This is a genomic window from Mycolicibacterium rutilum (assembly GCF_900108565.1).
Taxonomy (GTDB): Bacteria; Actinomycetota; Actinomycetes; order Mycobacteriales; family Mycobacteriaceae; genus Mycobacterium; species Mycobacterium rutilum.
In genome coordinates, this window is sequence record NZ_LT629971.1 from 3,565,087 (window position 1) to 3,589,984 (window position 24,898).

Here is a 24,898-nt window from a genome sequence, read left to right on the forward strand (position 1 = left end):
GAACGCCGGCGGCGAGCACACCGGCGCGGGTTGTGCCCTACGTTGTTGCTATGACGACGACGGTGCACCGCCGCGCACTGGTGGCCGGCGCCGGATGCTGGATCGTCGCTTCGCTCGGGTTCGTCGTCCTCGAACTGCTCACCGCGGTGGCGGTGCCCGGCTACAGCTACACCGCGCACTACATCAGCACGCTAGGCGTACCGGCCTGGTCACCGCGGTCCTACCTGCTCAACGGCGCTCTCTATGTGCAGGGCGCGCTGTTCGTCGTCGGCGCGGTGCTGGTGGCCCGCGCGGTGCGGGCCCGGTGGAGCGGCGTGTTGTTCGTGGTGCTGGCCCTGATCGCCGCCGCGGGTGACTTCCTGGTCGCGTTCGTCTACGGCGGTTCACCGTTGTGGAACGACGGGCACGAGTCGCTGCACGCGCTGGGCGCCATCTTGGCGATCTTCGGCGGCAACCTGGCGATCATCGCGGGCACCGTGGTCGCCGGCCGGGCCATCGGCGGCCGCGCCTACCGGGTCGTGGGCCTGCTGATCGCCGCGGCCGGGCTGGTCATCTTCGCGCTGCTGCAGAACTACGACTACTGGACCGTGCGCTACGCGCCGATCGGCACCGTCGAGCGCGGCTGCGTCTACACGGTGATGCTGTGGCAGTTGCTCACCGGCATCTGCTTGCTGACGCGGCGCGTCAGATCTGCTGGCTGAGCGGCACATCCATGTCGAACACCCGCGCGTGCAGCACCGTGCGGTTCCGCAGCGCCGCGCGGACCGCGCGATGCAGGCCGTCCTCGAGGTAGACGATGCCCTTCCATCGGACCGCGTGCGGGAACAGGTCGCCGTAGAACGTCGAGTCCTCGGACAGCAGCCGGTCGAGCGCCAGCACCGTGGTGGTCGTGACCAGCTCGTCGAGGCGGATCTGGCGCGGCGGGATCTGCGCCCATTGGCGATGCGACAACCCGTGGTCCGGGTACGGCTTGCCGTCGCGCACACCCTTGAAGATCATCGAGCAAACGTCCTTCGCGTCGTTCCCCCGCACTGACATGACGTCGCCAGCAGTTAGCAAGGCTAGTTCAACCGGGGCTCGAGCGGTGGTCGGCGGCGCGCGCGAACGGTCAACGGCGCGGTCGGCCGTAAAATGGGCGGCAACACGATGCGAGGGGTAGGTGAACAGTTATGGGTAGCGCCGACGACCGTCGGTTCGACGTGCTGCGCGCGATCGTCGCCGACTTCGTGGCCACCAAGGAGCCGATCGGGTCGAAGACGCTCGTCGAGCGGCACAACCTCGGCGTCAGCAGCGCGACGGTCCGCAACGACATGGCGGTGCTGGAGGCCGAGGGCTACATCACCCAACCGCACACCAGCTCCGGGCGGGTCCCGACCGAGAAGGGCTACCGGGAGTTCGTCGACCGGATCGACAACGTCAAACCGCTGTCGTCAGCAGAACGCAGCGCGATCCTGAAGTTCCTCGAAACCGGCGTCGACCTCGACGACGTGCTGCGCCGCGCGGTGCGGCTGCTGGCGCAGCTGACCCGCCAGGTCGCGATCGTGCAGTACCCGACGCTGACCACGTCGACGGTGCGCCACCTCGAGGTCGTCGCGTTGACCCCCGCCAAGCTGCTGCTGGTGGTGATCACCGACACCGGCCGCGTCGACCAGCGCATCGTCGAACTCGGCGACGCCCTCGACGAGCACGACGTCACCAAGCTCCGCGACCTGCTCGGGCAGGCGCTGGAAAGCAAGCCGCTGGCCGCCGCCTCGGTCGCGGTGTCGGATCTGGCGTCGCACCTCAACGGCAACGGCCGGCTCGCCGACGCCGTCGGCCGGTCGGCCACCGTGCTGGTCGAGACGCTCGTCGAGCACAGCGACGAACGCCTGCTGCTCGGCGGCACCGCGAACCTGACCCGCAACACCGCCGACTTCGGCGGCTCGCTGCGGTCGGTGCTCGAGGCGCTCGAGGAGCAGGTGGTCGTGCTGCGGTTGCTGGCCGCGCAGCAGGAAGCCGGCAAGGTCACGGTGCGCATCGGCCACGAGACGGAGGCCGAGGAGATGGCGGGCACCTCGGTGGTCACCACCGCGTACGGCAGTTCGGGCAAGGTCTACGGCGGCATGGGGGTGCTCGGTCCCACCCGGATGGACTATCCGGGAACTATCGCTAATGTCGCTGCGGTTGCTCTTTATATCGGGGAAGTCTTAGGCGGCCGATGAACGCCAGTGAAGAGGCTAATTAGGTTCAGCCGGTAGCACCGGCTCGAGAAGAACAGCCGGTCACACCGGCTCATGTGAAAGGTCAGGCAAGTCAGCGTGGCACGCGACTATTACGGGCTGCTCGGAGTGAGCAAGGGCGCCTCCGACTCGGAGATCAAGCGCGCCTATCGCAAGTTGGCGCGCGAACTGCACCCGGACGTCAATCCCGACGAGGAGGCGCAGGCCCGCTTCAAGGAGATCAGCGTCGCCTACGAGGTGCTCAGCGACCCGGAGAAGCGCCGCATCGTCGATCTCGGCGGTGACCCGATGGAATCGGCGGCCTCGGCGGCCGGCAACGGGTTCTCCGGTTTCGGCGGGCTCGGCGACGTCTTCGAGGCGTTCTTCGGCGGCGGCACCACCACGCGCGGCCCGATCGGCCGGGTCCGGCCGGGGTCGGACTCGCTGCTGCGGATGCGGCTGAACCTCGAGGACTGCGCCACCGGCGTGACCAAGCAGGTCACCGTCGACACCGCGGTGTTGTGCGACCTCTGCCACGGCAAGGGCACGCACGGAAACTCCAGCCCGGTCGCGTGCGACACCTGCGGCGGGCGCGGCGAGGTCCAGACCGTGCAACGGTCGTTGCTGGGCCAGGTCATGACGTCGCGGCCGTGCCCGGTGTGCGGCGGCGTCGGCGAGGTCATCCCCGATCCGTGCCACCGCTGCGGCGGCGACGGCCGGGTGCGCGCCCGCCGCGAGATCAGCGTGAAGATCCCCGCCGGTGTCGGCGACGGGATGCGGGTGCGGCTGGCGGCCCAGGGTGAGGTCGGCCCGGGCGGCGGCCCCGCAGGCGACCTGTACGTCGAGGTGCACGAGCAACCGCACGACACGTTCGTGCGCGACGGCGACGATCTGCACTTCACGATCTCGGTGCCGATGGTCGACGCGGCGCTGGGCACCACGGTCAGCGTCGACGCGATCCTCGACGGCCCGACCGAGATCTCCATCCCCTCGGGCACCCAGCCCGGCGCGGTCATCTCGCTGCGCGGCCACGGCATGCCGCATCTGCGCTCCGGCGTTCGCGGCGATCTGCACGCCCACATCGACGTCGTGGTCCCGACCCGACTGGACCACGAGGACATCGAACTGCTCACCAAGCTCAAGGACAAGCGCAGCCGCGACACCTCCGAGGTGCGCTCGACGGCGACGAACCACTCGGGCGGCGGCCTGTTCAGCCGGCTGCGCGAGACGTTCAGCGGCCGCTGAACAGCGGGCTGACCGCACCTCCTATGAGCGCCGCGCTGTTCTACGTCGACGCGTTGCCGCCCGCCGGTGAGCTCGCCGTCGTCGACGGCGACGAGGGACATCACGCCGCCACCGTGCGCCGCATCCGCGTCGGCGAACACCTCGATCTCAGCGACGGCGCAGGCGAGCTGGCGCGGTGTGTCGTCGAAGACGTCGGCAAGGGCACGCTGACCGCGCGGGTGCTGGAGCGGTGCGACGTGCCGGCGCCCCGACCCGCCGTGACCGTCGTGCAGGCACTGCCCAAATCCGACCGGTCCGAGCTGGCGATCGAACTGGCCACCGAGGCCGGCGCCGACGCGTTCGTCGCGTGGCAGGCCGCCAGATGTGTGGCGCGCTGGGAGACGCCCGCCAAGGTCGAGAAGGGCCTGCGCCGGTGGAAGGCGGTCGCCCGGTCGGCGGCCCGGCAGTCGCGGCGCCCCCGGATTCCCGAGGTCAGCGGCGTGGTGTCGACGGCCGAATTGGTCGGCGGGCTGGCGAAGCGAGGAACCGTCGTGCTGGTGTTGCACGAATCCGCGACCCGCCCGATCACCGACGTCGCGCTGACGTCGGCCGACGCGGTCGTGCTGGTGGTCGGGCCGGAGGGCGGTATCGCCGACGACGAGGTCGCGGCGCTGTCCGATGCCGGCGCGACGGCGGTGCGGCTGGGTCCGAGCGTGCTGCGCACGTCGACGGCCGCGGCGGTGGCGCTCGGGGCGCTGGGCGTGCTGACCGGCCGGTGGACGTGATGCGACGCGTTATCCACTGGGATGCGTCCCTACCCGGCGGTAAACTGTGAGTACAGAGCAACCAGGCAGAACCCAGAAAGCAGGCACGGAACCCTCTTGACGCCCCGCGAGACGACCGCTGACTCGTCGCAGGCTGATCAGTCTCCTGAGTCGGTACGCAGCAGCATTAATGTTCCGCCCGACCTCGTCATGGGACTGCTGGGTTCCGCCGACGAGAATCTGCGCGCCATCGAGCGCTCCCTGTCGGCCGACATCCACGCGCGCGGCAACGCGCTGACCCTGTCGGGCGAACCCGCCGACGTCGCGTTGGCCGAACGGGTGATCTCCGAACTCATCGCGATCCTGGCCAACGGCCAGACGCTCACACCCGAGGTGGTGCGCCACAGCGTCGCGATGCTCACCGGCACCGGCAACGAGTCACCCGCCGAGGTGCTCACCCTCGACATCCTGTCGCGGCGCGGCAAGACGATCCGCCCGAAGACGCTCAACCAGAAGCGCTACGTCGACGCGATCGACGCCCACACCATCGTGTTCGGCATCGGCCCTGCGGGCACCGGTAAGACCTACCTGGCAATGGCCAAGGCGGTCAACGCTTTACAGTCCAAGCAGGTGTCGCGCATCATCCTGACGCGGCCCGCGGTGGAGGCGGGTGAGCGGCTCGGCTTCCTGCCGGGCACGCTGAGCGAGAAGATCGACCCGTACCTGCGGCCGCTCTACGACGCGCTGCACGACATGATGGATCCCGAGCTGATCCCAAAGCTGATGAGCGCCGGTGTCATTGAGGTCGCGCCGCTGGCGTACATGCGTGGCAGAACGTTGAACGATGCGTTCATCATCCTCGACGAGGCGCAGAACACCACCGCCGAGCAGATGAAGATGTTCCTGACCCGTCTCGGCTTCAACTCGAAAATCGTTGTGACGGGCGACATCACGCAGGTCGATCTGCCCGGCGGCGCGCCGTCGGGACTACGGGCCGCGATGCGGATCCTCGACAACATCGACGACATCCACTTCGCGGAACTCACCAGCGCCGACGTGGTGCGCCACCGCCTGGTGTCCGAGATCGTCGACGCCTACGCCCGTTTCGAAGAGCCGGCGCAGCTGAACCGGGCGCAGCGACGGACCTCCGGCGGCGGCCGGCCTCGGCGGTAACGGTTGACCGTGAGCATGCCGATATGAGCATTGAGGTGTCCAACGAGTCGGGCATCGACGTCTCCGAAGAGGAACTGATCAGCGTCGCCCGCTTCGTGATCCGCAAGATGGACGTCAACCCCGCCGCCGAGCTGTCGATGGTGCTGCTCGACACCGCCGCGATGGCCGACCTGCACATGCGGTGGATGGATCTGCCCGGTCCCACCGACGTCATGAGTTTCCCGATGGACGAACTCGAGCCCGGCGGCCGGCCCGACGCCCCCGAGCCGGGCCCGGCGATGCTGGGCGACATCGCGCTGTGCCCGCAATTCGCCGCCGACCAGGCCGCCGCGGCGGGCCACTCGTTGGGTCAGGAGCTGGCCCTGCTCACCGTGCACGGTGTCCTTCACCTGCTGGGCTACGACCACGCCGAGCCCGACGAGGAGAAGGAGATGTTCACCTTGCAGCGTGAGCTGCTCGAAGAGTGGGTCGCCGACCAGGTCGAGGCCTACCACAAGGACCGGCAGTCGGAGAAGGAACGCCGACTGCTCGACAACTCGCGATACTTCGACGAACTGTGACCGGCTTCGGACAGCTGATTTTCGCGATCGTGCTCGTCGTGCTCGGCGGAGTGTTCGCGGCGATCGACGCCGCGCTGAGCACCGTGTCGATGGCCCGCGTCGAGGAACTGGTGCGCGACGAGCGGCCCGGGGCGGTGCGACTGGCCAAGGTGATGGCCGAGCGGCCGCGCTTCATCAACCTGATCGTGCTGCTGCGGATCGCGTGCGAGGTCGGCGCGACGGTGCTGCTGGCGGCCTACCTCGACGGACACCTCGGCGTCACGTGGGGACTGTTCGCCGCCGCCGCGATCATGGTGGTGGTCAGCTTCGTCGCGATCGGGGTGGGGCCGCGCACCCTCGGGCGGCAGCACGCCTACACCATCGCGTTGCTCAGCGCGCTTCCGCTGCAGGCGCTTTCGGTGCTGCTGACACCGATCAGCCGGCTGCTGGTGCTGATCGGTAACGCGTTGACGCCGGGCCGCGGGTTCCGCAACGGACCGTTCGCCTCCGAGATCGAGCTGCGCGAGGTGGTCGACCTGGCGCAGCAGCGCGGCGTGGTGGCCGACGACGAGCGTCGGATGATCCAGTCGGTATTCGAACTCGGCGACACCCCGGCCCGCGAGGTGATGGTGCCGCGCACCGAGATGGTGTGGATCGAGAGCGACAAGACCGCCGGGCAGGCCACCTCGCTGGCGGTGCGCAGCGGGCACTCCCGCATTCCGGTGATCGGCGAGAACGTCGACGACGTGGTGGGTGTCGTCTACCTCAAAGACCTTGTGCAGCGGACGTATTACTCCACCGACAGCGGCCGCGGCACCAACGTGTCCCAGGTCATGCGGCGGGCGGTGTTCGTGCCCGACTCCAAGCCGCTCGACGAACTGCTGCGCGAGATGCAACGCGACCGCGTGCACATGGTGCTGCTGGTCGACGAGTACGGTGCGATCGCCGGACTGGTCACGATCGAGGATGTGCTCGAAGAGATCGTCGGCGAGATCGTCGACGAGTACGACGCCGGCGAGGTGGTGCCGGTCGAGGAGTTGGGCGACAAGCGTTATCGCGTGTCGGCGCGGCTGCCCATCGAGGACCTCGGCGAGTTGTACGACATCGAGTTCGACGACGACCTCGACGTCGACACCGTCGGCGGTCTGGTCGCGTTCGAACTGGGCAGGGTCCCGCTGCCAGGCGCCGAGGTCACCTGGGACGGGCTACGGTTGCAGGCCGAGGGCGGGCCCGATCATCGCGGCCGGGTCCGGATCGGCACGGTGCTGGTCAGCCCCACCGAGACCCCCGAAGGAGAGGCCGATGAGACGGTGCGCGAGGAGGATCAGGCCCGATGAGTGAGCTCGACGCGGAGGACGCCAAGCTCGTCACGCTGGCCCGCGGTGCGATGGGTCGCGCCGAGGCCGGCTCCGGTGCCGCGGTGCGCGACGCCGACGGCCGCACCTATGCGGCGGCCCCGGTGACGCTGAACACCCTGCAGCTCACCGCGATTCAGGCCGCGGTCGCGGCGGCGGTGTCCAGCGGCGCCACCGGTATCGAGGCGGCGGTGCTGGTCGGCGGGTCCGCCGACGACGCCGGTGTGGACGCGGTGCGGGAACTGTCCGCCGACGCCGCGGTGATCGTCACCGACCGATCCGGGCGCCGAGTGTGAAGCCACGGCGACAAATCCGGCCGATTCTCGCCCTCAGCGCACAGTCGGCGAGTGGTCCGCGATGAGCACCGAATTCCGTTCGGGGTTCGTCTGTTTCGTCGGACGGCCGAACACCGGCAAGTCGACGCTGACCAATGCGTTGGTCGGCGCGAAGGTGGCGATCACGTCGAACCGGCCGCAGACCACCCGGCACACGATCCGCGGAATCGTGCACCGTGAGGACTTCCAGATCATCCTGGTCGACACGCCGGGTCTGCACCGGCCGCGCACGCTGCTCGGACAACGGCTCAACGACCTGGTCAAGGACACCTACTCGGAAGTGGACGTGATCGGGTGGTGCATCCCCGCCGACGAGAAGATCGGTCCGGGTGACCGCTGGATCTACGACCAGATCCGCGCTGTCGCCCCGAAAACCACGCTGGTGGCGGTGGTCACGAAGATCGACAAGGTGCCCAAGGACCGTGTCGCCGCGCAACTGGTCGCGGTGAGCGAACTGGTCGGGCCCGACGCGGAGATCGTCCCCGTCTCGGCGACCGCCAACAACAACCTCGACGAGCTGATCGGCGTGCTCGCCGCCCAGTTGCCGCCGGGGCCCGCGTTCTATCCCGACGGTGAACTCACCGACGAGCCCGAGGAAACGCTGATGGCCGAGCTGATCCGCGAGGCCGCCCTCGAAGGCGTGCGCGACGAGCTGCCGCACTCGCTGGCCGTCGTGATCGAAGAGGTGGAGCCGCGCGAGGACCGCGAGGACCTCATCGATGTGCACGCGATTCTCTACGTCGAGCGCGACAGCCAGAAGGGCATCGTGATCGGCAAGGGCGGCGCCAGGCTGCGGGAGGTCGGCACCGCCGCGCGCACGCAGATCGAGAAACTCCTCGGTACCAAGGTGTTCCTCGATCTGCGGGTCAAGGTCGCCAAGAACTGGCAGCGCGATCCGAAACAGCTGGGGCGCTTGGGGTTCTGATACTCACATCGGCGACGTGACGTTGATGGTGACGACGGTCGGGAGGGAGTCGTCCTCGCCGTCGTAGGCGGTGTAGTAGAAGTTGTCGACTCCCACGAAACCCGGGTCGGGGGTGTAGACGAACGACTGCTCGGCCGAGTTGCGCTGCACTGTGCCGTGTGCGGGTGCGGAGACCTGCCACGGCACCAGAGCGAGCGGACCGTCCGGGTCGACGTCGTTGCCGAGCAGCGTCGTCCAGGGGATCGTCACCGGTGTGCCGGCGACCGTGGTCAGTTGGTTACCCCCGGCCTGCGGCACGGTATTGGCCGGGACGCCGACGTTGACGGTCACGAGGGCCTGGGCAGAGCCTTCCGCACCGTCGGTGATGGTGTAGGAGAAGGTGTCCTCGTCGAAGAACCCGGCGCTGGGCGTGTAGGTGTAGGTGCCGTCCATGTTGTCGGTGATCGTTCCGTGCTCGGGCTGACCCACCGTCAGGATCGACAGCGCGTCACCTTCGGCGTCGAAGTCGTTGATCAGCAGGTCATCCGGGCCGAAGGTCACCGCGGTGCCCGTCAGCGTGGCCAGGCTGTCGAAGCCGGGGACCGGGGCAGTGTTGACGACCGCCTGACCGACGGTGATGGTCACCAGCGTCGGGGTGCTGTCGGCCTCGCCGTCGAAGGCGGTGTAGTAGAAGCTGTCGGTGCCTTCGAACCCGGCGTAGGGCGTGTAGGTGTAGGTGCCGTCGAAGTTGTCCACGAGTGTGCCGTGGCTCGGCTCGGAGATGACAAAGGCACTGAGACCGTCGCCGTCGGCGTCGAAATCGTTGCCCACCAGATCCTCGTCGGAGATCACGAGCGGCGTATCGACAGCGGTGGACAGGGGATCGGCGTCGGCGACCGGTGCGGTGTTGTTCAGCTCGCCGACGTGCACGGTCACGAACGCCGGCGCGCTCTGACCGGTGGCGTCGCTGAGGGTGTAGGTGAACTGGTCTGCCCCGGTGAACCCGCCGTCCGGCGTATAGGTGTAGCTGCCGTCGCCGTTGTCGACGAGGGCACCGTTCTCCGGTGTTCCGACCGAGATCGACAGCGCGTCGCCCTCGGCGTCGAAATCGTTGCCCAGCAGATCGTTCTGCGTGAACGTCAAGGCGGTGCCCGCCGGGGTCGCCAGGCTGTCGTAACCGGCCACCGGCACCGCGTTGGCGCTCACGGTGATCGTGACAGCCGTCGGGACGCTGTCGGCTTGGCCGTCGAAGGCGGTGTAGTAGAACGTGTCAGTGCCCACGAACCCGGCGTCGGGCGTGTAGGTCATGCTGCCGTCGGGATTGCCGGACAGCGAGCCGTGCAGGGGGTCGGAAACAACGTACGGTGAGACCCCACCCTCGGCGTCGGAATCATTGTCGACCAGATCCTGGTCGAGAATGACCAGAGGAGTGTCGACAGCGGTGGACAGGAAGTCCGGTTCCGCGACCGGTGGTGTGTTGGCCGCGCCGCCGATGTTGATGGTGACAGCTGCGTTGTAGAGGCTGTTGTCGGTGCCGTCGCTGGCGGTGTAGGTGAACTGGTCTTGGCCTGTGATGCCGGCGTTCGGGGTGTAGGTGTAGGTGCCGTCGCCGTTGTTGACCAGGCTGCCCTTCGTCGGGTTGCCGGCGATGGTGATCTGAATGGGATCACCGTCAACGTCGAAGTCGTTGGCCAACAGTTGGTTTGCTGTGATGGTCAATGGCGTGCCCACCGGGGTGGCCAGGCTGTCGTATCCGGGCACCGGGGCGGTGTTCGGCCGCTCCACGACGTTGATCAGCACCACCGTCGGGAGGCTGTCAGCTTGGCCGTCGTAGGCGGTGTAGTAGAACGCGTCGGGGCCGGCGTATCCCGCGTCGGGCGTGTAGGTGAAGGTCCTGTCGCCCGTATTGCTGGTCAGGGTGCCGTGGCTGGGTTCTCCGGCGATGTAGAGGATGGGGGCCTCAGGGCCGTCGGTGTCGGAGTCGTTGGTCAGCAGGCTGTCCCAGCTGATGGTCACCGACTCGTCCTGAGTGGTCGCGGCCTGGTCGGCCTGGGTGACCGGCGGTGTGTTGGCCGCGCCACCGACGTTGATGGTGACGACGGCGGAGTACACGCTGTTGCCGGTGCCGTCGTTGGCGAAGTAGCTGAACTGGTCCGGGCCGGTGACGCCGGCGTTCGGGGTGTAGGTGTAGGTACCGTCACCGTTGGCGACCAGGCTGCCGCTGGTCGGGTTGTCGTCGATGACGATGTGGAGCGGGTCGCCGTCAGCGTCAAAATCGTTGGCCAACAGCTGGTCTGGCGTGATCGTGAGCGGCGTGCCCGCCGGGGTGGCCAGGCTGTCGTATCCGGGCACCGGAGCGGTATTGTTCGCGGCATCACCGACCTTGATGGTGACGGTGGCGGTAGCGGTGGCCTGCCCGTCGCTGATTGTGTACGTGAAGGTGTCGATGCCGTCGAAGTCCTGGTTCGGCGTGTACGTGATGCCACCGCCCATGCTCGGTGTGAAGGCACCGTGGCTGGGCAGTGTGGCGTCGATGATCTGGATGGGATCGCCGTCGGGATCGAAATCGTCGCCCAGCAGGTCCTCCACTGTGAAGTCCACCGGTGTGTTGACCGCGGTGGTCAGCTCGTCGTCGACCGCCACGGGCGGGGTGTTGGGTGCGGGCTGCCCGACCGTGATGACGACGGTGCCCGTGCTCTCGATCTGTCCGTCGCTGATCACATAGGTGATGGTGTCGACGCCTTCAAAGCCGGCTTCCGGCGTGTAGGTGATCGTCATCGTTTCCGGGTCGAAGGCGAGGCCGCCGTTGCCGAAGTAATCGACGCGGGTCAGTATCAGGGCGTCACCGTCGGGATCGGTGTCATCGCTGACCCATTCGTCCAGCGTGAACGAGATCGGGGTGTCGACCTCGGTGGCGTATTCGTCGTCGACCGCCACCGGCGCGGCGTTGGTTTGGGGATCGCCGACGTTGATGACGACGGTGGCCACGTTCGACAGGTTCTCGCCGTCGTACGCGCGGTAGGTGAAGGTGTCGGTGCCGGTGAAGCCGGCGTCGGGGGTGTAGACGAAGTTGCCGTTGGCGTCGACGTCGAGGGTGCCGTTGCTCGGCTGTCCGACCGGGAGGACCTGCAGATCGTCATTGTCGAAATCGAAGTCATTGGACAGCAGTAGATTCGACGTGATCGTCCACGGGGCGCCCGGCGGGATCTTGAGCACGTCGTCGGCGGCCAGGGGTGCGGTGCCGGTCGGCTGGTCGACGTCGATGGTGACTGTCGCGGTGCTCTCGGCCTGTCCGTCGGTGATGGTGTAGGTGAAGGTGTCCTTGCCGAAGAATCCGGGATTGGGCGTGTAGGTGTAGACCTGGGTGACGTCGTTGTACGAGATGGTGCCGTTGGCCGGCAAAGTGCCATCGCCAGCGATCTGGATGAGGTCACCATCGGGGTCGGAGTCGTTGCCCAACAGGTCGCCGATCGTGAACTCCACCGGGGTACCGGCGGTGGTTTCGAGTTCGTCGTCGACGGCGACCGGCGGTGTGTTCGGCACGGCGGCACCGACGGTGACCGTCACCTGGCCGACGTCGGAGGTCAGCCCGTCGGTGACGGTGTAGGTGAAGGTGTCGACGCCGGTGAAACCTGCTGCGGGCGTATAGGTGTATTCGCCGTTGGACTGCATGTTGACCATGCCGCCCTCGGTGCTCTGGTACTCCCCGGTGCTGGTGACGGTCAACGGTTCCGTCGGCCCGTCCGGGTTCTGCGCGATGTCGTTGGTCAGCACGTTGCCGCCGATCGGGACACCCGCCGTGGTCTGGTTGACGTCGTCGCGCGCCACCACATCATCGTTGGACGGGCCGACGTGGATGTGCACGACAGCGACATTGCTCGTCGCGGTGCCGTCGAACGCACGGTAGGTGAAGGTGTCCTCACCCACGAAGTTGGCCGTCGGGGTGTAGGTGAAGGTTCCATCCGGATTCAGTTGGAACGCCGACGCGTGGCTCGGCCCCGAAACAAGTTGTGCGGTGAGGTCGTCGTCGTCGACGTCGGAGTCGTTGAGCAACACGTTGTCGCTGATGCCCGGGAAGTCCTCGGCGGCGTAGACGGCATCGGGCTGGGCGACCGGCGCATCGTTGACACTGCTGACGGTCACGGTGACCGTACCGGTGTCACTGGCCGTGCCGTCGGAGACGGTGTAGGTGAAGGTGTCAGTGCCGTGATAATTGGCATCCGGTGTGTACGTGTAGGACCCGTCGGCGTTGACGACCGCGGTGCCGTGCGCGGGCCCGTTCTTGAGCTCGGCGGTCAGCCCCGTCGAGTCGACATCGGTGTCGTTGGTCAACACGTTGCCCGACTTGGCGGTGTCTTCGGCAGTGGTGGCGGTGTCGTCCACGGCGACCGGCGCGTCGTTGACCGCGGTGACGGTGATCGTCACGGTCGCGGTGTCGGAGTGGCTACCGCCGAAGAGTCCGAAGAACCCGTGCAGATGCGGACTGGTGGCGTCGCTGGCGCGGTAGGTGAATGTGTCTGTGCCGCTGTAGTTTGCGTCCGGGGTGTAGGTGAACGAACCGTCGGCGTTGAGCGTGAGATCGCCGTGCGCCGGTCCGGTGACCACACCCGCGGTCAGGGTGTCGCCGTCGGCGTCGGTGTCGTTGGTCAGCACGTTGCCGGTCAACGCAACGTCTTCGGAGGTCGTGTAGGCGTTGACCACTGCGTTGGGGGAGCGGTTGAAGAAGGTCCGTTGAATCTCACGGCGCACCCAGTCCAGCACCGCGAACAGGGTCAGCGGGGGTTGCGTCGGCGCGAACGGCCCTGGCGCGAGGAACGGGGACAGCACGGCCGCAACGAATACCGCCGCGATGTTGACGACCGTGGTGGGTATCGCCATGAGCGCCTGGATCGGGTTCTGGGCGGCGATGCCGACATCCTGCACCGTCGCGAAGGCAGAGTTGTCCTCGGGAACCGATGTGGTCAGTGCGGCGAAAGTCGTCGGGCCCTCCGAGTTCGAGGCGGTGAACGTCTCCGGCTCGGTGTGCACCGTCGGATCGGTGGATCCGCCGGTCGCGCCGGCGTTGTCGGCGGGCTGCGGATCGGTCGTCGCGGGTGCCGGCGATGGGCTGCCGGCAGGCGTGTTGTTCCCGGTTGGGGATTGTGTCTGCGTCGGTTGAGGTTCCGCGGTGGCGGGGTCGGCGGCCGGCTCAGGCGTGGCGGTGGGCTGGTTGCTCGGCTCCGGCTCGTGGGTCGGGCTGGGGGCCGTCTCGGTCTCCTCACCGGCGGTCGGCTCGGTGTCGGTTTCCACGGCGTTGGGCCCGTAGCTGCCCGTGACCGCGCCGCCCGAGCTCTGCACCACACCTTGTTGCGGCGCAACGCCGCCCGACGCGGGTGTCTCGGCCGAGGTGTCGGTGCCTGCGGTCGTGGTGGTCGTGGTGGTGGTCTCCGTCGACGTGGTTGTCGTCTCGGGCTCGGTGGTGTTGGCCGGTTCCGATGCGGGCGTGTCTGTCGATGCCGACGATTCGGTGTCGTCCGCCCGCGCGAAACCGGGTACTGCGGTGGTGAATCCGACGCCCACTCCGAGCGCCACGGCGAGTACGCCGACGCGGCCGACGAATCGCGCGTACCCGGACCGCGCCGTGCGCTGCGGTGGGGTGATGACCAGGCCGCGGGCCGGGACGCATGTACCGGCCGCATTCGCCCGCTCGTTGCGGTGCCGGCCCTGATGAGATTTACGCCCTGCAGACATTCCCGTCCCCCTACGGTCGTGTGATTGGGTCGGGTAGATCGTGTGCCGACCGCGGGGGGTTTGACGTGAGTAGTGGACTACTCGTCTTTGGTTCGAGTAGTGACGGCGGTACTCACATCATGGACAGATCGGGCTGTTGAGGATGGGTAGATTGACGCCACACAGCGGATGCTGCGCAGGTGGCGCGGCCGGCGCCGGTTGGTTGGCCTGCTTGCGTGACTGCGCGGCGGCGTTGTCGGCGGCGGCTTGGGCGCGGACATCGGGTGTCACGCACACGACGTCGCCGCCGTAGGCCTCGCGCCAGACGAAGCCCTGCTTGCAGGTGTTGGGTCCGTATGCGCCACCGCCGGGTTCGACGTTCTGGCCGGCGGCCGCATTCTGCTGGGCGGTGGCGGACCGGACCGCCGGTGTGACACACACGGTGTCGCCGGAACGCGCCTCCCGCCAGACATAGCCTTGGATGCAGGTGTCCGCGCCGTAGGGCAACGGTTCGGCAAGTGCCGGAGCCGCGAGGCTGGTTGCGACGGCAGCAACTACCGCGGCGAGTGTGAAGGTACGTTGGGTTGTATTGAGAGACATGATGACTCGCTTGTCAGGTGAATGCAGCACTGCGCTCGACTCAGCGCAAAGAAGGACACGGGTGACGATGCCACCCAGAGAGTCGACCGGATTTCCGGGCGACAGCGCGGTTTTCGCTCGCCGGTGGTTACGGCGGTCCGGTGTCGGAGTTCATTGACGGTCCCCAGACTTACGCCCTTGTGGCGCAACCAGGGTCGACGGTAATGCGCGGGAAATCCCGTTGAATCGGGTGTTTCCCTACTTTTGGCTCATCTCAGCCCGGTGCGCCGGCGCCGGGCTGACCGAACGGCCTGCGGGGTCCGGGTACCGGCGGGGCGGCGTCGCCCTTGCCGTAGACCGCCACCACGACGGTGCGGTCGATCGCGTTGGCCGACCACACCCCGATGTCGACGTTCGAGCAGTCGGACATGATGCCGTAGTAATCCGGCCGGTGGTACCACTGATTGATCAGCTCGATCCCGCTGATCGCCAGCGCTGGGTTGATGGCGACGGTCTCGGCGACATCCCCGACGTAGCCGGCGTTGCGCGCGCGGTCGGCGACGGTGGTGCCGTCCGACCCGATGTCACCGTTGAGTGCCCGGTTGTTGAGGGCGTCGTTGGTGTGCCACTCGGCGGCCAGCCGCAGCTTCGGGTTGATCTCGATGTCGGTGTCGCAGCCGGCCTGCGTCTTGACGGTGTAGACGTTCGACACCACGGCGTCGTTGAGCCGCTTGTTGTCCGCGCCGGCGGCGGGGGTGCCGACCACCGCGCCGCAGGCCAGAGCCAGAACCGTCACACCAAGAACGCCACGCCGCGAGCTCATGGTGCAGAACTTTACGCGACCTCGTGGGAGACGTCGTGCGTTACCGGCCGGTCCGATGGAGGTTCGGTCGTCGTGGGGGCGGTGATCGGCTGCGGCACCCACCACGGGTCGGGCTGGCGCGAGGCCCAGCCGTTGATGGCCTCGAGCTCGGCGGCCAACGACACCAGCAGCGGTTCGCTGTTGGCCGGGCCCATCAGTTGCACGCCGATCGGGAGCCCGTCGGAGGTGAAACCCGCAGGCACGTTGATCGACGGCCAGCCCAGCAGGTTCCACGGCCAGGTGACCGGGCAGGCCTTGATCATCGCCCGGTCCGTCGACAGCCCGCCGCGGTGGTCGAAGTCGTGCACCGGGGGCGCGGGCTGCGCGGTGGTCGGGGCCAGCACCACGTCGGCGATGTTGAAGATGTAGCCGATCCGGCGATGAGCGCGGGCCTCGCGGGCGCGTGCCTTGCGCAGCACGTGTTCGGACAGCAGGCGGCCGGTGCGCAGATTGGCCTTGGTGCGGGCGTCGAGCTGGACGCCGTGCCCGAGCCGGTCCGCCCAGTCGAGCAGCCCCGACGTGGAACGGGACAGGAAGTTCCACGACATCCCGACGCTGTAGTCGGGGTCGGCGGCCACGATCTGGTGTCCGAGCTGTTCGAGCTGGTCGGCGACGACCGACATGGCGGCCCGGATCTCGGGATGCAGCTTGGCCCGGAACACCGTGAACGGGAACCGGGTCGACAGCGCGATCCGCAGCGGACCGGGCGCCTGGGCGACATGGTCGGAGATCTGCACCGGCGGCGGCTGGTGGCGGTCACCGGCGACGTTGCCCGACGCGGCGTCGAGCACCAGTGCCGCGTCGGTGACCGTCCTCGCCAGCACGCCGTTGACGGTGATCCCGTTGAACGCCTCCGGCAGCGGCCATGTCGAGATGCGTCCGCGCTGCGGCTTGATGCCGACCAGGTGCGTCCACGCCGCCGGGATCCGGACGCTGCCCGCACCGTCGGAGCCGATCGCCGCGGCCACCAGCCCGGCCGCCACCGCCGCGGCGCTGCCGCCCGAGGATCCGCCCGGGATGTGCTCGCGCGACCACGGGTTGCGGGTGTGCCCGAACGCGGGCCCGCTCGTGAACGGCCACTGGCCGAGTTCGCAGGTGTTGGTCTTGCCGACGATCACCGCGCCGGCGGCCCGCAGCCGTCGCACCACTTCGCTGTCCTCGGTGGCCGCGGGCACGGTGCCGTCGGCGCCGAACCGGGTCGGCACCCCGGCGACGTCGACGTCGTCCTTGACCGCGATCGGGATGCTCAGCAGCGGTTGTTTCGAATGATCCTGGCCCGCCGCGCGTTTGCGGTCGGCCCGGGCGGCGTCGGCCAGCGCCTGCTCGGTGAACACCACCCGGAACGCGTTGAGCGTCGGCTGGCTGGCAGCGATCGCGTCGAGCGAGCGTTGCACCAGTTCCACCGACGTGACGGAACCACTCGCGAGCTGAAAAAGCTGTTGAGTCAGGGTGGGAAATCGGGTTGTTTGGGGCATCGGTTACGAGGATATCGGCGGTGCGAACCGGAATCTGACAGACCGCAATGCAAGACTGGACGAATGCGGCTGTACCGGGACCGAGCGGTGGTGCTGCGCCAGCACAAGCTGGGCGAGGCCGACCGGATCGTCACCCTGCTCACCCGCGACCACGGGTTGGTCCGCGCGGTGGCCAAGGGCGTGCGACGCACCCGCAGCAAGTTCGGCGCCCGGCTGGAGCCGTTCGCGCACATCGACGTTCAGCTGCATCCGGGCCGCAACCTCGACATCGTGACCCAGGTGCAGGCCATCGACGCGTTCGCCACCGACATCGTCAGCGACTACGGCCGCTACACCTGCGCGTGCGCGGTGCTGGAGACCGCCGAGCGCCTGGCCGGGGAGGAACGTGCGCCGATGCCGGCGCTGCACCGGCTGACGGTGGCGGCGCTGCGCGCGGTCGCCGACGGCAGCAGACCGCGTGAGCTGGTGCTCGATGCGTACCTGTTGCGAGCCATGGGCATCGCGGGCTGGGCGCCGGCGCTGACCGAATGTGCGCGCTGCGCGGCGCCGGGCCCGCACCGGGCGTTCAACGTGGCCGCCGGCGGCAGCGTGTGCGTGCACTGCCGGCCGTCCGGGTCGGTGACGCCGCCGCAGGGCGTGCTGGACCTGATGGCCGCCCTGCACGACGGGGACTGGGCGCACGCCGAGACCTCGACGCCGTCGTACCGAAGCCAGGCCAGCGGGCTGGTGGCAGCACATCTGCAGTGGCACCTGGAGCGTCAGCTCAGGACACTGCCGCTGGTCGAGCGCGTGTACCGGGTCGATAGGAGTGTCGGCGAGCAGCGGGTATCGCTGGTCGGGCAGGATGTGGCCCATGGCAACCAAACGGGCGGGCAAGAGGACCTACCCACAGCTGCCCCCGGCGCCTGAGGACTACCCGACCTTTCCCGACAAGTCGACCTGGCCGGTCGTCTTCCCGGAGATCCCGGCGGGCACCAACGGCCAGTTCGCGCGCCCACCCCAGCACACCTCGAAGGAGGCCGCGCCCCGGATCCCGGCCGACCAGGTGCCCAACCACGTCGCCGTCGTCATGGACGGCAACGGCCGCTGGGCCACCCAGCGCGGCCTGCACCGCACCGAAGGCCACAAGATGGGCGAAGCGGTGCTCATCGACATCACTTGCGGCGCAATCGAAATCGGGATCAAGCACCTGACGGTGTACGCGTTCTCCACCGAGAACTGGAAGCGCAGCACCGAGGAGGTGCGGTTCCTGATGGGGTTCAACCGCGAGGTCGTGCGCCGCCGCCGGGAGAACCTCAACGACATGGGCGTGCGGATGCGCTGGGTCGGCTCGCGGCCGCGGATGTGGCGCAGCGTGATCAAGGAGTTCGACATCGCCGAGCAGATGACCGTCGGCAACGACGTCATCACGATCAACTACTGCGTCAACTACGGCGGCCGCACCGAGATCGTGGAGGCCACGCGCGAGCTCGCGCAGCTGGCCGTCGACGGCAAGATCCGGCCGGACCGCATCACCGAGGCCAGCTTCGCCAAGCACCTGCACCGCTCCGACATCCCCGACGTCGACCTGTTCATCCGGACGTCGGGGGAGCAGCGGGCCAGCAACTTCCTGCTGTGGCAAGCCGCGTACGCGGAGTACGTGTTCCAGGACAAGCTGTGGCCGGACTACGACCGCCGCGACCTGTGGGCGGCCTGCGAGGAGTACGTCAACCGCAACCGAAGGTTCGGACGGGCCTGATGAATCTGCAGGAGCGGCTCGGCGAGATCCTCGAGGGCGTGCTGCCGGTGACCCGCGAGGACGACGGGGCGGTCACCGTCCACCACGACGAGACGTTCGCCTCGCTGCGCACGGTCCCGGTCGCCGAGGGGCTGGAGCTGGTGTCGCTGACCCAGATCCTGGCCTGGGACCTGCCGTTGGACGCCAAGCTGCGCGCCACGGTCGCCGAGCACGCGCACAACACGCTGCTGGGGACCGTCTCGCTGGCCGCCAAGAGCGCGCCGGCGCAGATCGCGGCCGGGGCCAAGCGCAATTCCAAGAAGGCCGCGGATGTGTTGCTGCGCTACAACTTTCCCGCCGCCGGGCTGACCGACGACGCGTTGCGCACCCTGATCCTGATGGTGCTCGCCACCGGCGCGGAAGTGCGTCGCGCGTTAGTCGGCTGAATTCGCCGCGCAGCCGCCGCACACGCCGAAGATCTCGATCGTGTGGCTGACGTCGGAGAAGCCGTGCTCGCGGGCGACGGCGGCGGCCCAGTCCTCGACGTCGCCGCCCTGGATCTCCACCGTCGACCCGCACGACCGGCACACCAGGTGATGATGGTGATCCTGCGAGCAGCGCCGGTACACCGATTCACCGGTGTCGGTGCGCAGGGTGTCGACGGCGCCGGCGGCCGCCATCTGCTGCAGCGTGCGGTAGACCGTCGTCAAGCCGATGCCCTCACCGCGGCGCCGCAGTTCGTCGTGCAACTCCTGCGCGGACCGGAACTCGTCGAGGTTCTCCAGCAGAGCGCTGATCGCCGCGCGCTGTCGCGTCGCGCGCACACCCGTCGAACCCGGCGCCGTCGTCATTGACCGCCCTCGGCCGCGTGCGTCACCGCCGCGACGACGATGTCGGCGAGGTGCTCATCGACGAGGCGGTACATCACCTCGCGGCCCGAGCGCTCACCGGCGACCACCCCGGCGGCCTTGAGGATCCGCAGATGTTGGCTGACCAGCGGCTGCGGCACCGCGAGCGCGTCGACGAGCTCGTGCACGCAGCGCGCCGATTCGCGCAGCTGCAACACGATCGCGATCCGCACCGGGGCGGCCAGCGCGCGCAACAGGTCCCCGGAGGTGTCCAGCACGTCGCGCGTCGGCACGTCGGGGAACGGCGCGCCGCTGTGCTCGTGCGCGGCCGCGGCGTCGCCGACCGCCAAAGTGGAAACCGTTTTCATTATGGCGCCAACAATACATGCGCATCCCTGCATGTCAACGCGGCGAGCCGGGGTCGCTACGCTGTGCACTCGTGGCTTCAATCATCGACACCGTGGCGAACCTGGCCAAGCGGCGCGGCCTGGTCTATCAATCGGGGGAGATCTACGGCGGCACCAAGTCGGCGTGGGACTACGGCCCGCTCGGGGTGGAACTCAAAGAGAACATCAAGCGGCAGTGGTGGCGCGCGGTGGTCACCGGCCGCGACGATGTCGTCGGCCTGGACAGTGCGATCATCCTGCCCCGCGACGTGTGGGTGGCCTCCGGCCACGTCGAGGTGTTCAACGACCCGCTCGTCGAGTGCCTGAACTGCCACAAGCGCCACCGGCAGGACCACATGCAGGAGGCGTACGCCGAGAAGAAGGGAATCGATGATCCCGACTCGGTGGCGATGAGCGAGATCTCCTGCCCGGACTGCGGCACCAAGGGGCAGTGGACTGAACCGCGCGACTTCAACATGATGCTGAAGACCTACCTCGGCCCGATCGAGACCGAGGAGGGACTGCACTATCTGCGGCCGGAGACCGCGCAGGGCATCTTCGTCAACTTCGCCAATGTGGTGACCACGCAACGCAAGAAGCCGCCGTTCGGGATCGCCCAGACCGGCAAGAGCTTCCGCAACGAGATCACGCCGGGCAACTTCATCTTCCGCACCCGCGAGTTCGAGCAGATGGAGATGGAGTTCTTCGTCGAGCCGTCGACGGCCCGCGAATGGCACCAGTACTGGATCGACGAGCGCCTGCAGTGGTACGTCGACCTCGGCATCGACCGCGACAACCTGCGACTCTACGAGCACCCGAAAGAGAAGCTGTCGCACTACTCCGACCGCACGGTCGACATCGAGTACAAGTTCGGCTTCGTCGGCAACCCGTGGGGTGAGCTCGAAGGTGTCGCCAACCGCACCGACTTCGACTTGTCAACGCACACAAAGCATTCCGGTGCCGACCTGTCCTACTACGAACAGGCCAACGACACCCGCTACGTGCCGTACGTGATCGAGCCGGCAGCGGGCCTGACCCGCTCGTTCATGGCGTTTCTGGTCGACGCCTACGCCGAGGACGAGGCGCCCAACGCCAAGGGCGGCGTCGACAAGCGCACCGTGCTGCGGCTGGACCCGCGGCTGGCGCCGGTCAAGGCCGCGGTGCTGCCGCTGTCGCGCAACGAGGCGCTCTCGCCGAAAGCCCGCGACCTGGCGGCCGACCTGCGCAAGTTCTGGAACGTCGAGTTCGACGACGCCGGCGCCATCGGCCGGCGCTATCGCCGCCAGGACGAGATCGGCACGCCGTTTTGCGTGACCGTCGACTTCGACACGCTCGAGGATCAGGCCGTCACGATCCGCGAGCGCGACGCGATGACGCAGGACCGGGTCGCCCTCGATCAGGTCAGCGACTACCTCGCCGCCCGCCTGAAGGGCTGCTGATCCCGCGGGTCTAGAAGCGGCCGCCGCCGCCGAACATGCCGCCGCCGCCCCCGGATCCGCCGAACGATCCGGGGTTGAAGCCGCCGCCACCGAAGCCGCCGCCGCCGAAACCGCCGAAGCCGCCGCGCATTCCGCCGCTGAGGATGTTGCCGATCAGGATGCCGCCCAGGACCGCGCCCATGTTGCCGCCGCCACCGCCGCCGCCGTAGGGGCCCATGAACGTGGTCTGCGCGTTCTGCACGTCGTTGTGGGCCAGCGTCTGCGCCTGCGACGCCAGCATGGCGGCGCCGTTGGCGTGCGCGATCGCCTCGGCGGGGTCAGTCGCGCGTTTGCTTTCCGCCGCGCCGAGTTGGCGCACCGCCTCGGCCAGCCGGGTGCGTGCCTCCGGGCCGACCGCGCCGCGCCGGGTGTCGATGAAGTCCGACACCGAGCGCACCCGCGAGCGCGCGGTGAACAGCGCCTCGTCCAGCGCGCGGTTCAACCGCTCGGCGGCCTCGCGTTCCTCCTCGACGGCGGCGAGCAGACGGTCCAGATCCGCGTCGGCCTTGGTCAGTTCGGTGACTGCGCCGAGCGGATCGACCTGGCCGGTGCGCTGGGCGGTTTCCACCGCGGCCGCCGCTGCGTCGCGGGCCTTTTCGAGTTCCGCGCGCTGAGCCGTCGAACCCTGCTGCAGCAGCGCGCCGGCCTGTTTGATGCCGTTCTGGATGTCCTCGATCGCCGCGGGCAGCCGGGTCACTGCCCGCCGGATGTCGCTGGCGGCGCTGTCGACCGCATCCAGCAGTGACTTGGCCTGCAGCAGCGCCGACTCGGCGGCCCGGACCGCGTCGATGAGCTCGCTCTGCTGCCCGACCACCGGCCGGTTCGCCAGTTCGCGGCCGCGGGTGACGTTCTCGTCGGCGAACGCCAGCAGCTCCTTGGCCGCGTCGACATTGCCCGCCACCGAAGTCAGTGCCGCGACGTCGAATTCGCGATGCAGCTCCTCGAGCTTGTGCGCGGACCCGTCGAGCCGGGCGGTGATGTCGACGATCTGCTGGGTCATCGCGTCCAGCCGGCTCGGGGCGTTGATCACCAGGTCGCGCAGCCGGGCGAACGCCTCGCTCTGCGACTCGAGCTCGCGGTCGGCCTTACCGGCGGCCACCACCACCCGGGTCAACAGGTCGCGGCGCTGGGCAGGCGTCTCGGGGATCGCGTCGTCGAGGATCTGCCGCACGTTGAACGCTTGCGTCAACGTCGTTTTCGCGTTGGTCACCGCGCGGGTGAACGGTTCAGTCCGGTCCTGGCCGAACTCCTCGACGGCCAGCTCCAGCTCGTGCTCGCTGGTGCGCACCGCGTTGTCGACCTCGACCACAATCGCCTTCGACAGGTCGTCGAGCGCGTCGATGGACACCGCGGCCAACGCATGCGGGTCGGTCGGGTCGACGCGGCGTGCGGCGGCGAACTCGGCTTCGCGACGCTTGCGCTTGCGGCGCCGACGCCACAGCAGCAACACCACCAGCGCGACTGCGATCGCGGCCAGGATCGCCAGCACCGCGAACCCGCTGATGCCCGAGCCCGAGCTCGACTGCCCGAGTCCCGTGGCCGCCGCCACCGCCGCGCCCGCCCAATCGTTCTGGCGCAGGGCGGGTTCGATGTCGTTGCGCCGCACACTGTCGACGCGGCTCGAGCTCAGGTCGGTGGCGCTGTCGGGCACCAGGAACGCGTAGGCGCGGTCGACGGTGGCCACCGCCAGCAGCGCGTCGTAGTCACCCAGGTCGCTGCGCTGGCGGGTCGCGTTCGCCCACGCCTGCGCCGACTGGCCGTTGAACGTCTCGACGTACACCACCCACAGCCGGGTCCTGCGGTCGTTGTAGAGGGTGTCGATGGCGGAGGTGACGCGGCCGCGGTCGGCGCCGTTGAGCACGCCCGCGTCGTCGGTGAGGTAGCCGCCCAGCCGGACGGGCGGTTCGGCGGCGGTGGCGGGCGCGAGCAGCAGGCTGGCGGCCAGCACCGTGAGCACGACGCTGAGCAGACGGGCGGCGCTGAACAGACGGGCGGGGCGCATGTTCGCCAATCTAGTGCCGAACGCGCCGCCGACCTCGCCGCACCGGACAACCGTGCTGGCAGACTGTGCGTCGGTGGCAGCGAAAAGTGATCCCTACGACGAGTTCGACCGGCAGCGGCTGGTGGTCGAACCGGTCAAGGGTGCCGCATTGCCGGGCACCGACACCGAACACCGCACCGACTTCGCCCGCGACCGGGCGCGGGTGCTGCACTGCGCGGCGCTGCGCCGGCTGGCTGACAAGACCCAGGTCGTCGGGCCGCGTGAGGGGGAGACGCCGCGCACCCGGCTCACCCACTCGCTGGAGGTCGCGCAGATCGGCCGCGAGATGGCCTTCGGCCTGGGCTGCGACCCCGACCTCGTCGACCTCGCCGGGCTCGCCCACGACATCGGCCACCCGCCCTACGGCCACAACGGCGAACGCGCGCTCAACGAGATCGCCAAGGCGTTCGGCGGGTTCGAGGGCAACGCGCAGAACTTCCGCATCCTCACCCGACTGGAACCGAAAGTCGTTGACCAGCAGGGCGGTAGCGCCGGGCTGAACCTGACCCGGGCGGCGCTGGACGCGGTGACGAAGTACCCGTGGCAGCGGACCGGTGAGCGCACCAAGTTCGGCTTCTACGACGACGACATGGCCGCCGCGGACTGGGTCCGCGCCGGCGCGCCCGCCGAGCGGCCCTGTCTGGAGGCGCAGGTGATGGACTGGGCCGACGACGTCGCCTACTCGGTGCACGACGTCGAGGACGGGGTGATCTCCGGGCGGATCGACCTGCGGGTGCTGGCCGATCACGACGCCGCCGACGCGCTGGCACGGCTCGGCGCCCGATCGTTCCCGGCGTTGGCGCCCGACCATCTGCTGGCCGCCGCCGAGCGGCTCTCGGCGCTGCCGACGATCGCGGCGGTCGGCAAGTTCGACGGCACGCTGGCAGCGTCGGTCGCGCTCAAACGGCTGACCAGCGAGCTGGTCGGCCGGTTCGTCACCGCGGCGATCGCCGAAACCCGCGCGGTCGCCGGTGCCGGCCCGCTGCGCCGCTTCGACACCGACCTGTCGGTGCCGACGACGGTGCGCGCCGAGGTCGCGGTGCTCAAGACACTGGCGCTGCAGTTCATCATGTCCGACCACCCGCACCTGCAGCTGCAGGCCGACCAGCGGGCCCGCGTCCACGAGGTGGCGCTGGCGCTGTGGGCGCAGGCGCCGAGCAGCCTGGACCCGCAGTTCGCCGCGCAGTTCAGCGCCGCCGACGACGACGGCGGCAGGCTGCGCGCGGTCGTCGACCAGATCGCGTCCTACACCGAGGGACGGTTCGAACGAGTGCACGAGGCCCGGTCTCCGAGGCGCATAGACTGACGCGC

General features: G+C 68.8%; 22 protein-coding genes. 14 read left to right on the forward strand and 8 right to left on the reverse strand.

Going from position 1 to position 24,898, the window contains the following annotated elements:
- The first annotated feature begins 50 nt into the window (after positions 1 to 50).
- Positions 51 to 701 (forward strand): DUF998 domain-containing protein, encoded by a 651-nt coding sequence (locus BLW81_RS17305; protein WP_083408234.1) that lies wholly within the window; start codon positions 51 to 53, stop codon positions 699 to 701.
- Here BLW81_RS17305 and BLW81_RS17310 read toward each other — a convergent pair.
- Positions 685 to 999 carry a type II toxin-antitoxin system VapB family antitoxin gene (locus BLW81_RS17310; protein WP_069413035.1) on the reverse strand — a complete coding sequence of 105 codons (315 nt, stop codon included), beginning with the start codon at positions 997 to 999 and terminating at the stop codon, positions 685 to 687. The genes BLW81_RS17305 and BLW81_RS17310 overlap by 17 nt on opposite strands.
- Before the next feature lie 170 nt (positions 1,000 to 1,169).
- On the opposite strand from BLW81_RS17310, the gene hrcA reads away from it, so the two are divergent.
- The 8 genes from hrcA to era all read left to right on the forward strand — a co-directional run bounded on the left by hrcA (position 1,170) and on the right by era (position 8,513).
- Positions 1,170 to 2,201: a heat-inducible transcriptional repressor HrcA gene (gene hrcA, locus BLW81_RS17315; RefSeq protein ID WP_083408235.1), complete on the forward strand. Its 1,032-nt coding sequence runs from the start codon at positions 1,170 to 1,172 to the stop codon at positions 2,199 to 2,201.
- Between the two features lie 96 nt (positions 2,202 to 2,297).
- Positions 2,298 to 3,443: a molecular chaperone DnaJ gene (gene dnaJ, locus BLW81_RS17320; protein WP_083408236.1), complete on the forward strand. Its 1,146-nt coding sequence runs from the start codon at positions 2,298 to 2,300 to the stop codon at positions 3,441 to 3,443.
- 23 nt (positions 3,444 to 3,466) lie between these two features.
- A complete protein-coding gene (locus tag BLW81_RS17325) occupies positions 3,467 to 4,207 on the forward strand; it encodes a 16S rRNA (uracil(1498)-N(3))-methyltransferase (protein WP_083408237.1) in 741 nt (246 codons plus the stop codon).
- A 96-nt stretch (positions 4,208 to 4,303) separates the two neighbouring features.
- Positions 4,304 to 5,359 (forward strand): PhoH family protein, encoded by a 1,056-nt coding sequence (locus BLW81_RS17330; RefSeq protein WP_083408238.1) that lies wholly within the window; start codon positions 4,304 to 4,306, stop codon positions 5,357 to 5,359.
- A gap of 23 nt (positions 5,360 to 5,382) precedes the next feature.
- Positions 5,383 to 5,919, forward strand: a complete 537-nt coding sequence (gene ybeY / locus BLW81_RS17335; protein ID WP_083408239.1) for an rRNA maturation RNase YbeY — start codon at positions 5,383 to 5,385, stop codon at positions 5,917 to 5,919.
- Positions 5,916 to 7,235, forward strand: coding sequence for a hemolysin family protein (locus BLW81_RS17340; RefSeq protein WP_083408240.1), 1,320 nt, complete (start codon positions 5,916 to 5,918; stop codon positions 7,233 to 7,235). The genes ybeY and BLW81_RS17340 overlap by 4 nt, the downstream gene beginning before the upstream one ends.
- Positions 7,232 to 7,549, forward strand: a complete 318-nt coding sequence (locus tag BLW81_RS17345; RefSeq protein WP_083408241.1) for a cytidine deaminase-like protein — start codon at positions 7,232 to 7,234, stop codon at positions 7,547 to 7,549. The genes BLW81_RS17340 and BLW81_RS17345 overlap by 4 nt, the downstream gene beginning before the upstream one ends.
- Before the next feature lie 61 nt (positions 7,550 to 7,610).
- Complete coding sequence (gene era / locus BLW81_RS17350) at positions 7,611 to 8,513, forward strand: GTPase Era (RefSeq protein WP_083408242.1); 903 nt, start codon at positions 7,611 to 7,613, stop codon at positions 8,511 to 8,513.
- A gap of 3 nt (positions 8,514 to 8,516) precedes the next feature.
- Here era and BLW81_RS17355 read toward each other — a convergent pair whose 3' ends face one another.
- From BLW81_RS17355 to BLW81_RS17370, 4 genes are all read right to left on the reverse strand, one after another.
- Positions 8,517 to 14,222 carry an Ig-like domain-containing protein gene (locus BLW81_RS17355; RefSeq protein WP_083408243.1) on the reverse strand — a complete coding sequence of 1,902 codons (5,706 nt, stop codon included), beginning with the start codon at positions 14,220 to 14,222 and terminating at the stop codon, positions 8,517 to 8,519.
- Between the two features lie 117 nt (positions 14,223 to 14,339).
- Positions 14,340 to 14,801 carry a hypothetical protein gene (locus BLW81_RS29720; RefSeq protein ID WP_197680325.1) on the reverse strand — a complete coding sequence of 154 codons (462 nt, stop codon included), beginning with the start codon at positions 14,799 to 14,801 and terminating at the stop codon, positions 14,340 to 14,342.
- 253 nt (positions 14,802 to 15,054) lie between these two features.
- On the reverse strand, positions 15,055 to 15,603 hold the full coding sequence (locus BLW81_RS17365; protein ID WP_083408244.1) for a CAP domain-containing protein: 549 nt from the start codon (positions 15,601 to 15,603) through the stop codon (positions 15,055 to 15,057).
- Positions 15,604 to 15,614: 11 nt separating this feature from the next.
- Positions 15,615 to 17,117, reverse strand: coding sequence for an amidase (locus BLW81_RS17370; RefSeq protein ID WP_083408245.1), 1,503 nt, complete (start codon positions 17,115 to 17,117; stop codon positions 15,615 to 15,617).
- 63 nt (positions 17,118 to 17,180) lie between these two features.
- Between BLW81_RS17370 and recO the strand changes: the two genes are divergently transcribed.
- Genes recO through BLW81_RS17385 form a run of 3 tightly spaced genes read left to right on the forward strand, consistent with a single transcriptional unit; the run spans position 17,181 to position 19,280 of the window.
- On the forward strand, positions 17,181 to 18,026 hold the full coding sequence (gene recO, locus BLW81_RS17375; protein ID WP_083408246.1) for a DNA repair protein RecO: 846 nt from the start codon (positions 17,181 to 17,183) through the stop codon (positions 18,024 to 18,026).
- Positions 17,971 to 18,855 (forward strand): decaprenyl diphosphate synthase, encoded by an 885-nt coding sequence (locus tag BLW81_RS17380; RefSeq protein ID WP_083408247.1) that lies wholly within the window; start codon positions 17,971 to 17,973, stop codon positions 18,853 to 18,855. The genes recO and BLW81_RS17380 overlap by 56 nt, the downstream gene beginning before the upstream one ends.
- Entirely contained in the window at positions 18,855 to 19,280 is a 426-nt protein-coding gene (locus tag BLW81_RS17385; protein WP_083408248.1) for a hypothetical protein, read from the forward strand. The genes BLW81_RS17380 and BLW81_RS17385 overlap by 1 nt, the downstream gene beginning before the upstream one ends.
- Here the strand turns inward: BLW81_RS17385 and BLW81_RS17390 are convergent.
- On the reverse strand, positions 19,269 to 19,685 hold the full coding sequence (locus tag BLW81_RS17390; RefSeq protein WP_083408249.1) for a Fur family transcriptional regulator: 417 nt from the start codon (positions 19,683 to 19,685) through the stop codon (positions 19,269 to 19,271). The genes BLW81_RS17385 and BLW81_RS17390 overlap by 12 nt on opposite strands.
- On the reverse strand, positions 19,682 to 20,050 hold the full coding sequence (locus tag BLW81_RS17395) for an ArsR/SmtB family transcription factor (RefSeq protein WP_083408250.1): 369 nt from the start codon (positions 20,048 to 20,050) through the stop codon (positions 19,682 to 19,684). The genes BLW81_RS17390 and BLW81_RS17395 overlap by 4 nt, the downstream gene beginning before the upstream one ends.
- A 71-nt stretch (positions 20,051 to 20,121) precedes the next feature.
- Between BLW81_RS17395 and BLW81_RS17400 the strand changes: the two genes are divergently transcribed.
- Entirely contained in the window at positions 20,122 to 21,507 is a 1,386-nt protein-coding gene (locus BLW81_RS17400; RefSeq protein WP_083408251.1) for a glycine--tRNA ligase, read from the forward strand.
- A gap of 10 nt (positions 21,508 to 21,517) precedes the next feature.
- Here BLW81_RS17400 and BLW81_RS17405 read toward each other — a convergent pair whose 3' ends face one another.
- On the reverse strand, positions 21,518 to 23,548 hold the full coding sequence (locus tag BLW81_RS17405) for a TPM domain-containing protein (RefSeq protein WP_083408252.1): 2,031 nt from the start codon (positions 23,546 to 23,548) through the stop codon (positions 21,518 to 21,520).
- A gap of 73 nt (positions 23,549 to 23,621) precedes the next feature.
- Here BLW81_RS17405 and BLW81_RS17410 point away from each other — a divergent pair, with 73 nt between their 5' ends.
- Entirely contained in the window at positions 23,622 to 24,893 is a 1,272-nt protein-coding gene (locus tag BLW81_RS17410) for a deoxyguanosinetriphosphate triphosphohydrolase (protein WP_235632024.1), read from the forward strand.
- Positions 24,894 to 24,898: the final 5 nt, after the last annotated feature.

What these genes read in the sequence shown, in the direction of transcription:
- BLW81_RS17305 (WP_083408234.1), top strand. Translation starts at nt 51, where the DNA reads ATGACGACGACGGTGCACCGCCGCGCACTGGTGGCCGGCGCCGGATGC.
- BLW81_RS17310 (WP_069413035.1), bottom strand. Translation starts at nt 999, where the DNA reads ATGATCTTCAAGGGTGTGCGCGACGGCAAGCCGTACCCGGACCACGGG.
- hrcA (WP_083408235.1), top strand. Translation starts at nt 1,170, where the DNA reads ATGGGTAGCGCCGACGACCGTCGGTTCGACGTGCTGCGCGCGATCGTC.
- BLW81_RS17325 (WP_083408237.1), top strand. Translation starts at nt 3,467, where the DNA reads ATGAGCGCCGCGCTGTTCTACGTCGACGCGTTGCCGCCCGCCGGTGAG.
- ybeY (WP_083408239.1), top strand. Translation starts at nt 5,383, where the DNA reads ATGAGCATTGAGGTGTCCAACGAGTCGGGCATCGACGTCTCCGAAGAG.
- BLW81_RS17345 (WP_083408241.1), top strand. Translation starts at nt 7,232, where the DNA reads ATGAGTGAGCTCGACGCGGAGGACGCCAAGCTCGTCACGCTGGCCCGC.
- era (WP_083408242.1), top strand. Translation starts at nt 7,611, where the DNA reads ATGAGCACCGAATTCCGTTCGGGGTTCGTCTGTTTCGTCGGACGGCCG.
- BLW81_RS17355 (WP_083408243.1), bottom strand. Translation starts at nt 14,222, where the DNA reads ATGTCTGCAGGGCGTAAATCTCATCAGGGCCGGCACCGCAACGAGCGG.
- BLW81_RS29720 (WP_197680325.1), bottom strand. Translation starts at nt 14,801, where the DNA reads ATGTCTCTCAATACAACCCAACGTACCTTCACACTCGCCGCGGTAGTT.
- BLW81_RS17365 (WP_083408244.1), bottom strand. Translation starts at nt 15,603, where the DNA reads ATGAGCTCGCGGCGTGGCGTTCTTGGTGTGACGGTTCTGGCTCTGGCC.
- BLW81_RS17370 (WP_083408245.1), bottom strand. Translation starts at nt 17,117, where the DNA reads ATGCCCCAAACAACCCGATTTCCCACCCTGACTCAACAGCTTTTTCAG.
- recO (WP_083408246.1), top strand. Translation starts at nt 17,181, where the DNA reads ATGCGGCTGTACCGGGACCGAGCGGTGGTGCTGCGCCAGCACAAGCTG.
- BLW81_RS17380 (WP_083408247.1), top strand. Translation starts at nt 17,971, where the DNA reads ATGGCAACCAAACGGGCGGGCAAGAGGACCTACCCACAGCTGCCCCCG.
- BLW81_RS17385 (WP_083408248.1), top strand. Translation starts at nt 18,855, where the DNA reads ATGAATCTGCAGGAGCGGCTCGGCGAGATCCTCGAGGGCGTGCTGCCG.
- BLW81_RS17390 (WP_083408249.1), bottom strand. Translation starts at nt 19,685, where the DNA reads ATGACGACGGCGCCGGGTTCGACGGGTGTGCGCGCGACGCGACAGCGC.
- BLW81_RS17395 (WP_083408250.1), bottom strand. Translation starts at nt 20,050, where the DNA reads ATGAAAACGGTTTCCACTTTGGCGGTCGGCGACGCCGCGGCCGCGCAC.
- BLW81_RS17405 (WP_083408252.1), bottom strand. Translation starts at nt 23,548, where the DNA reads ATGCGCCCCGCCCGTCTGTTCAGCGCCGCCCGTCTGCTCAGCGTCGTG.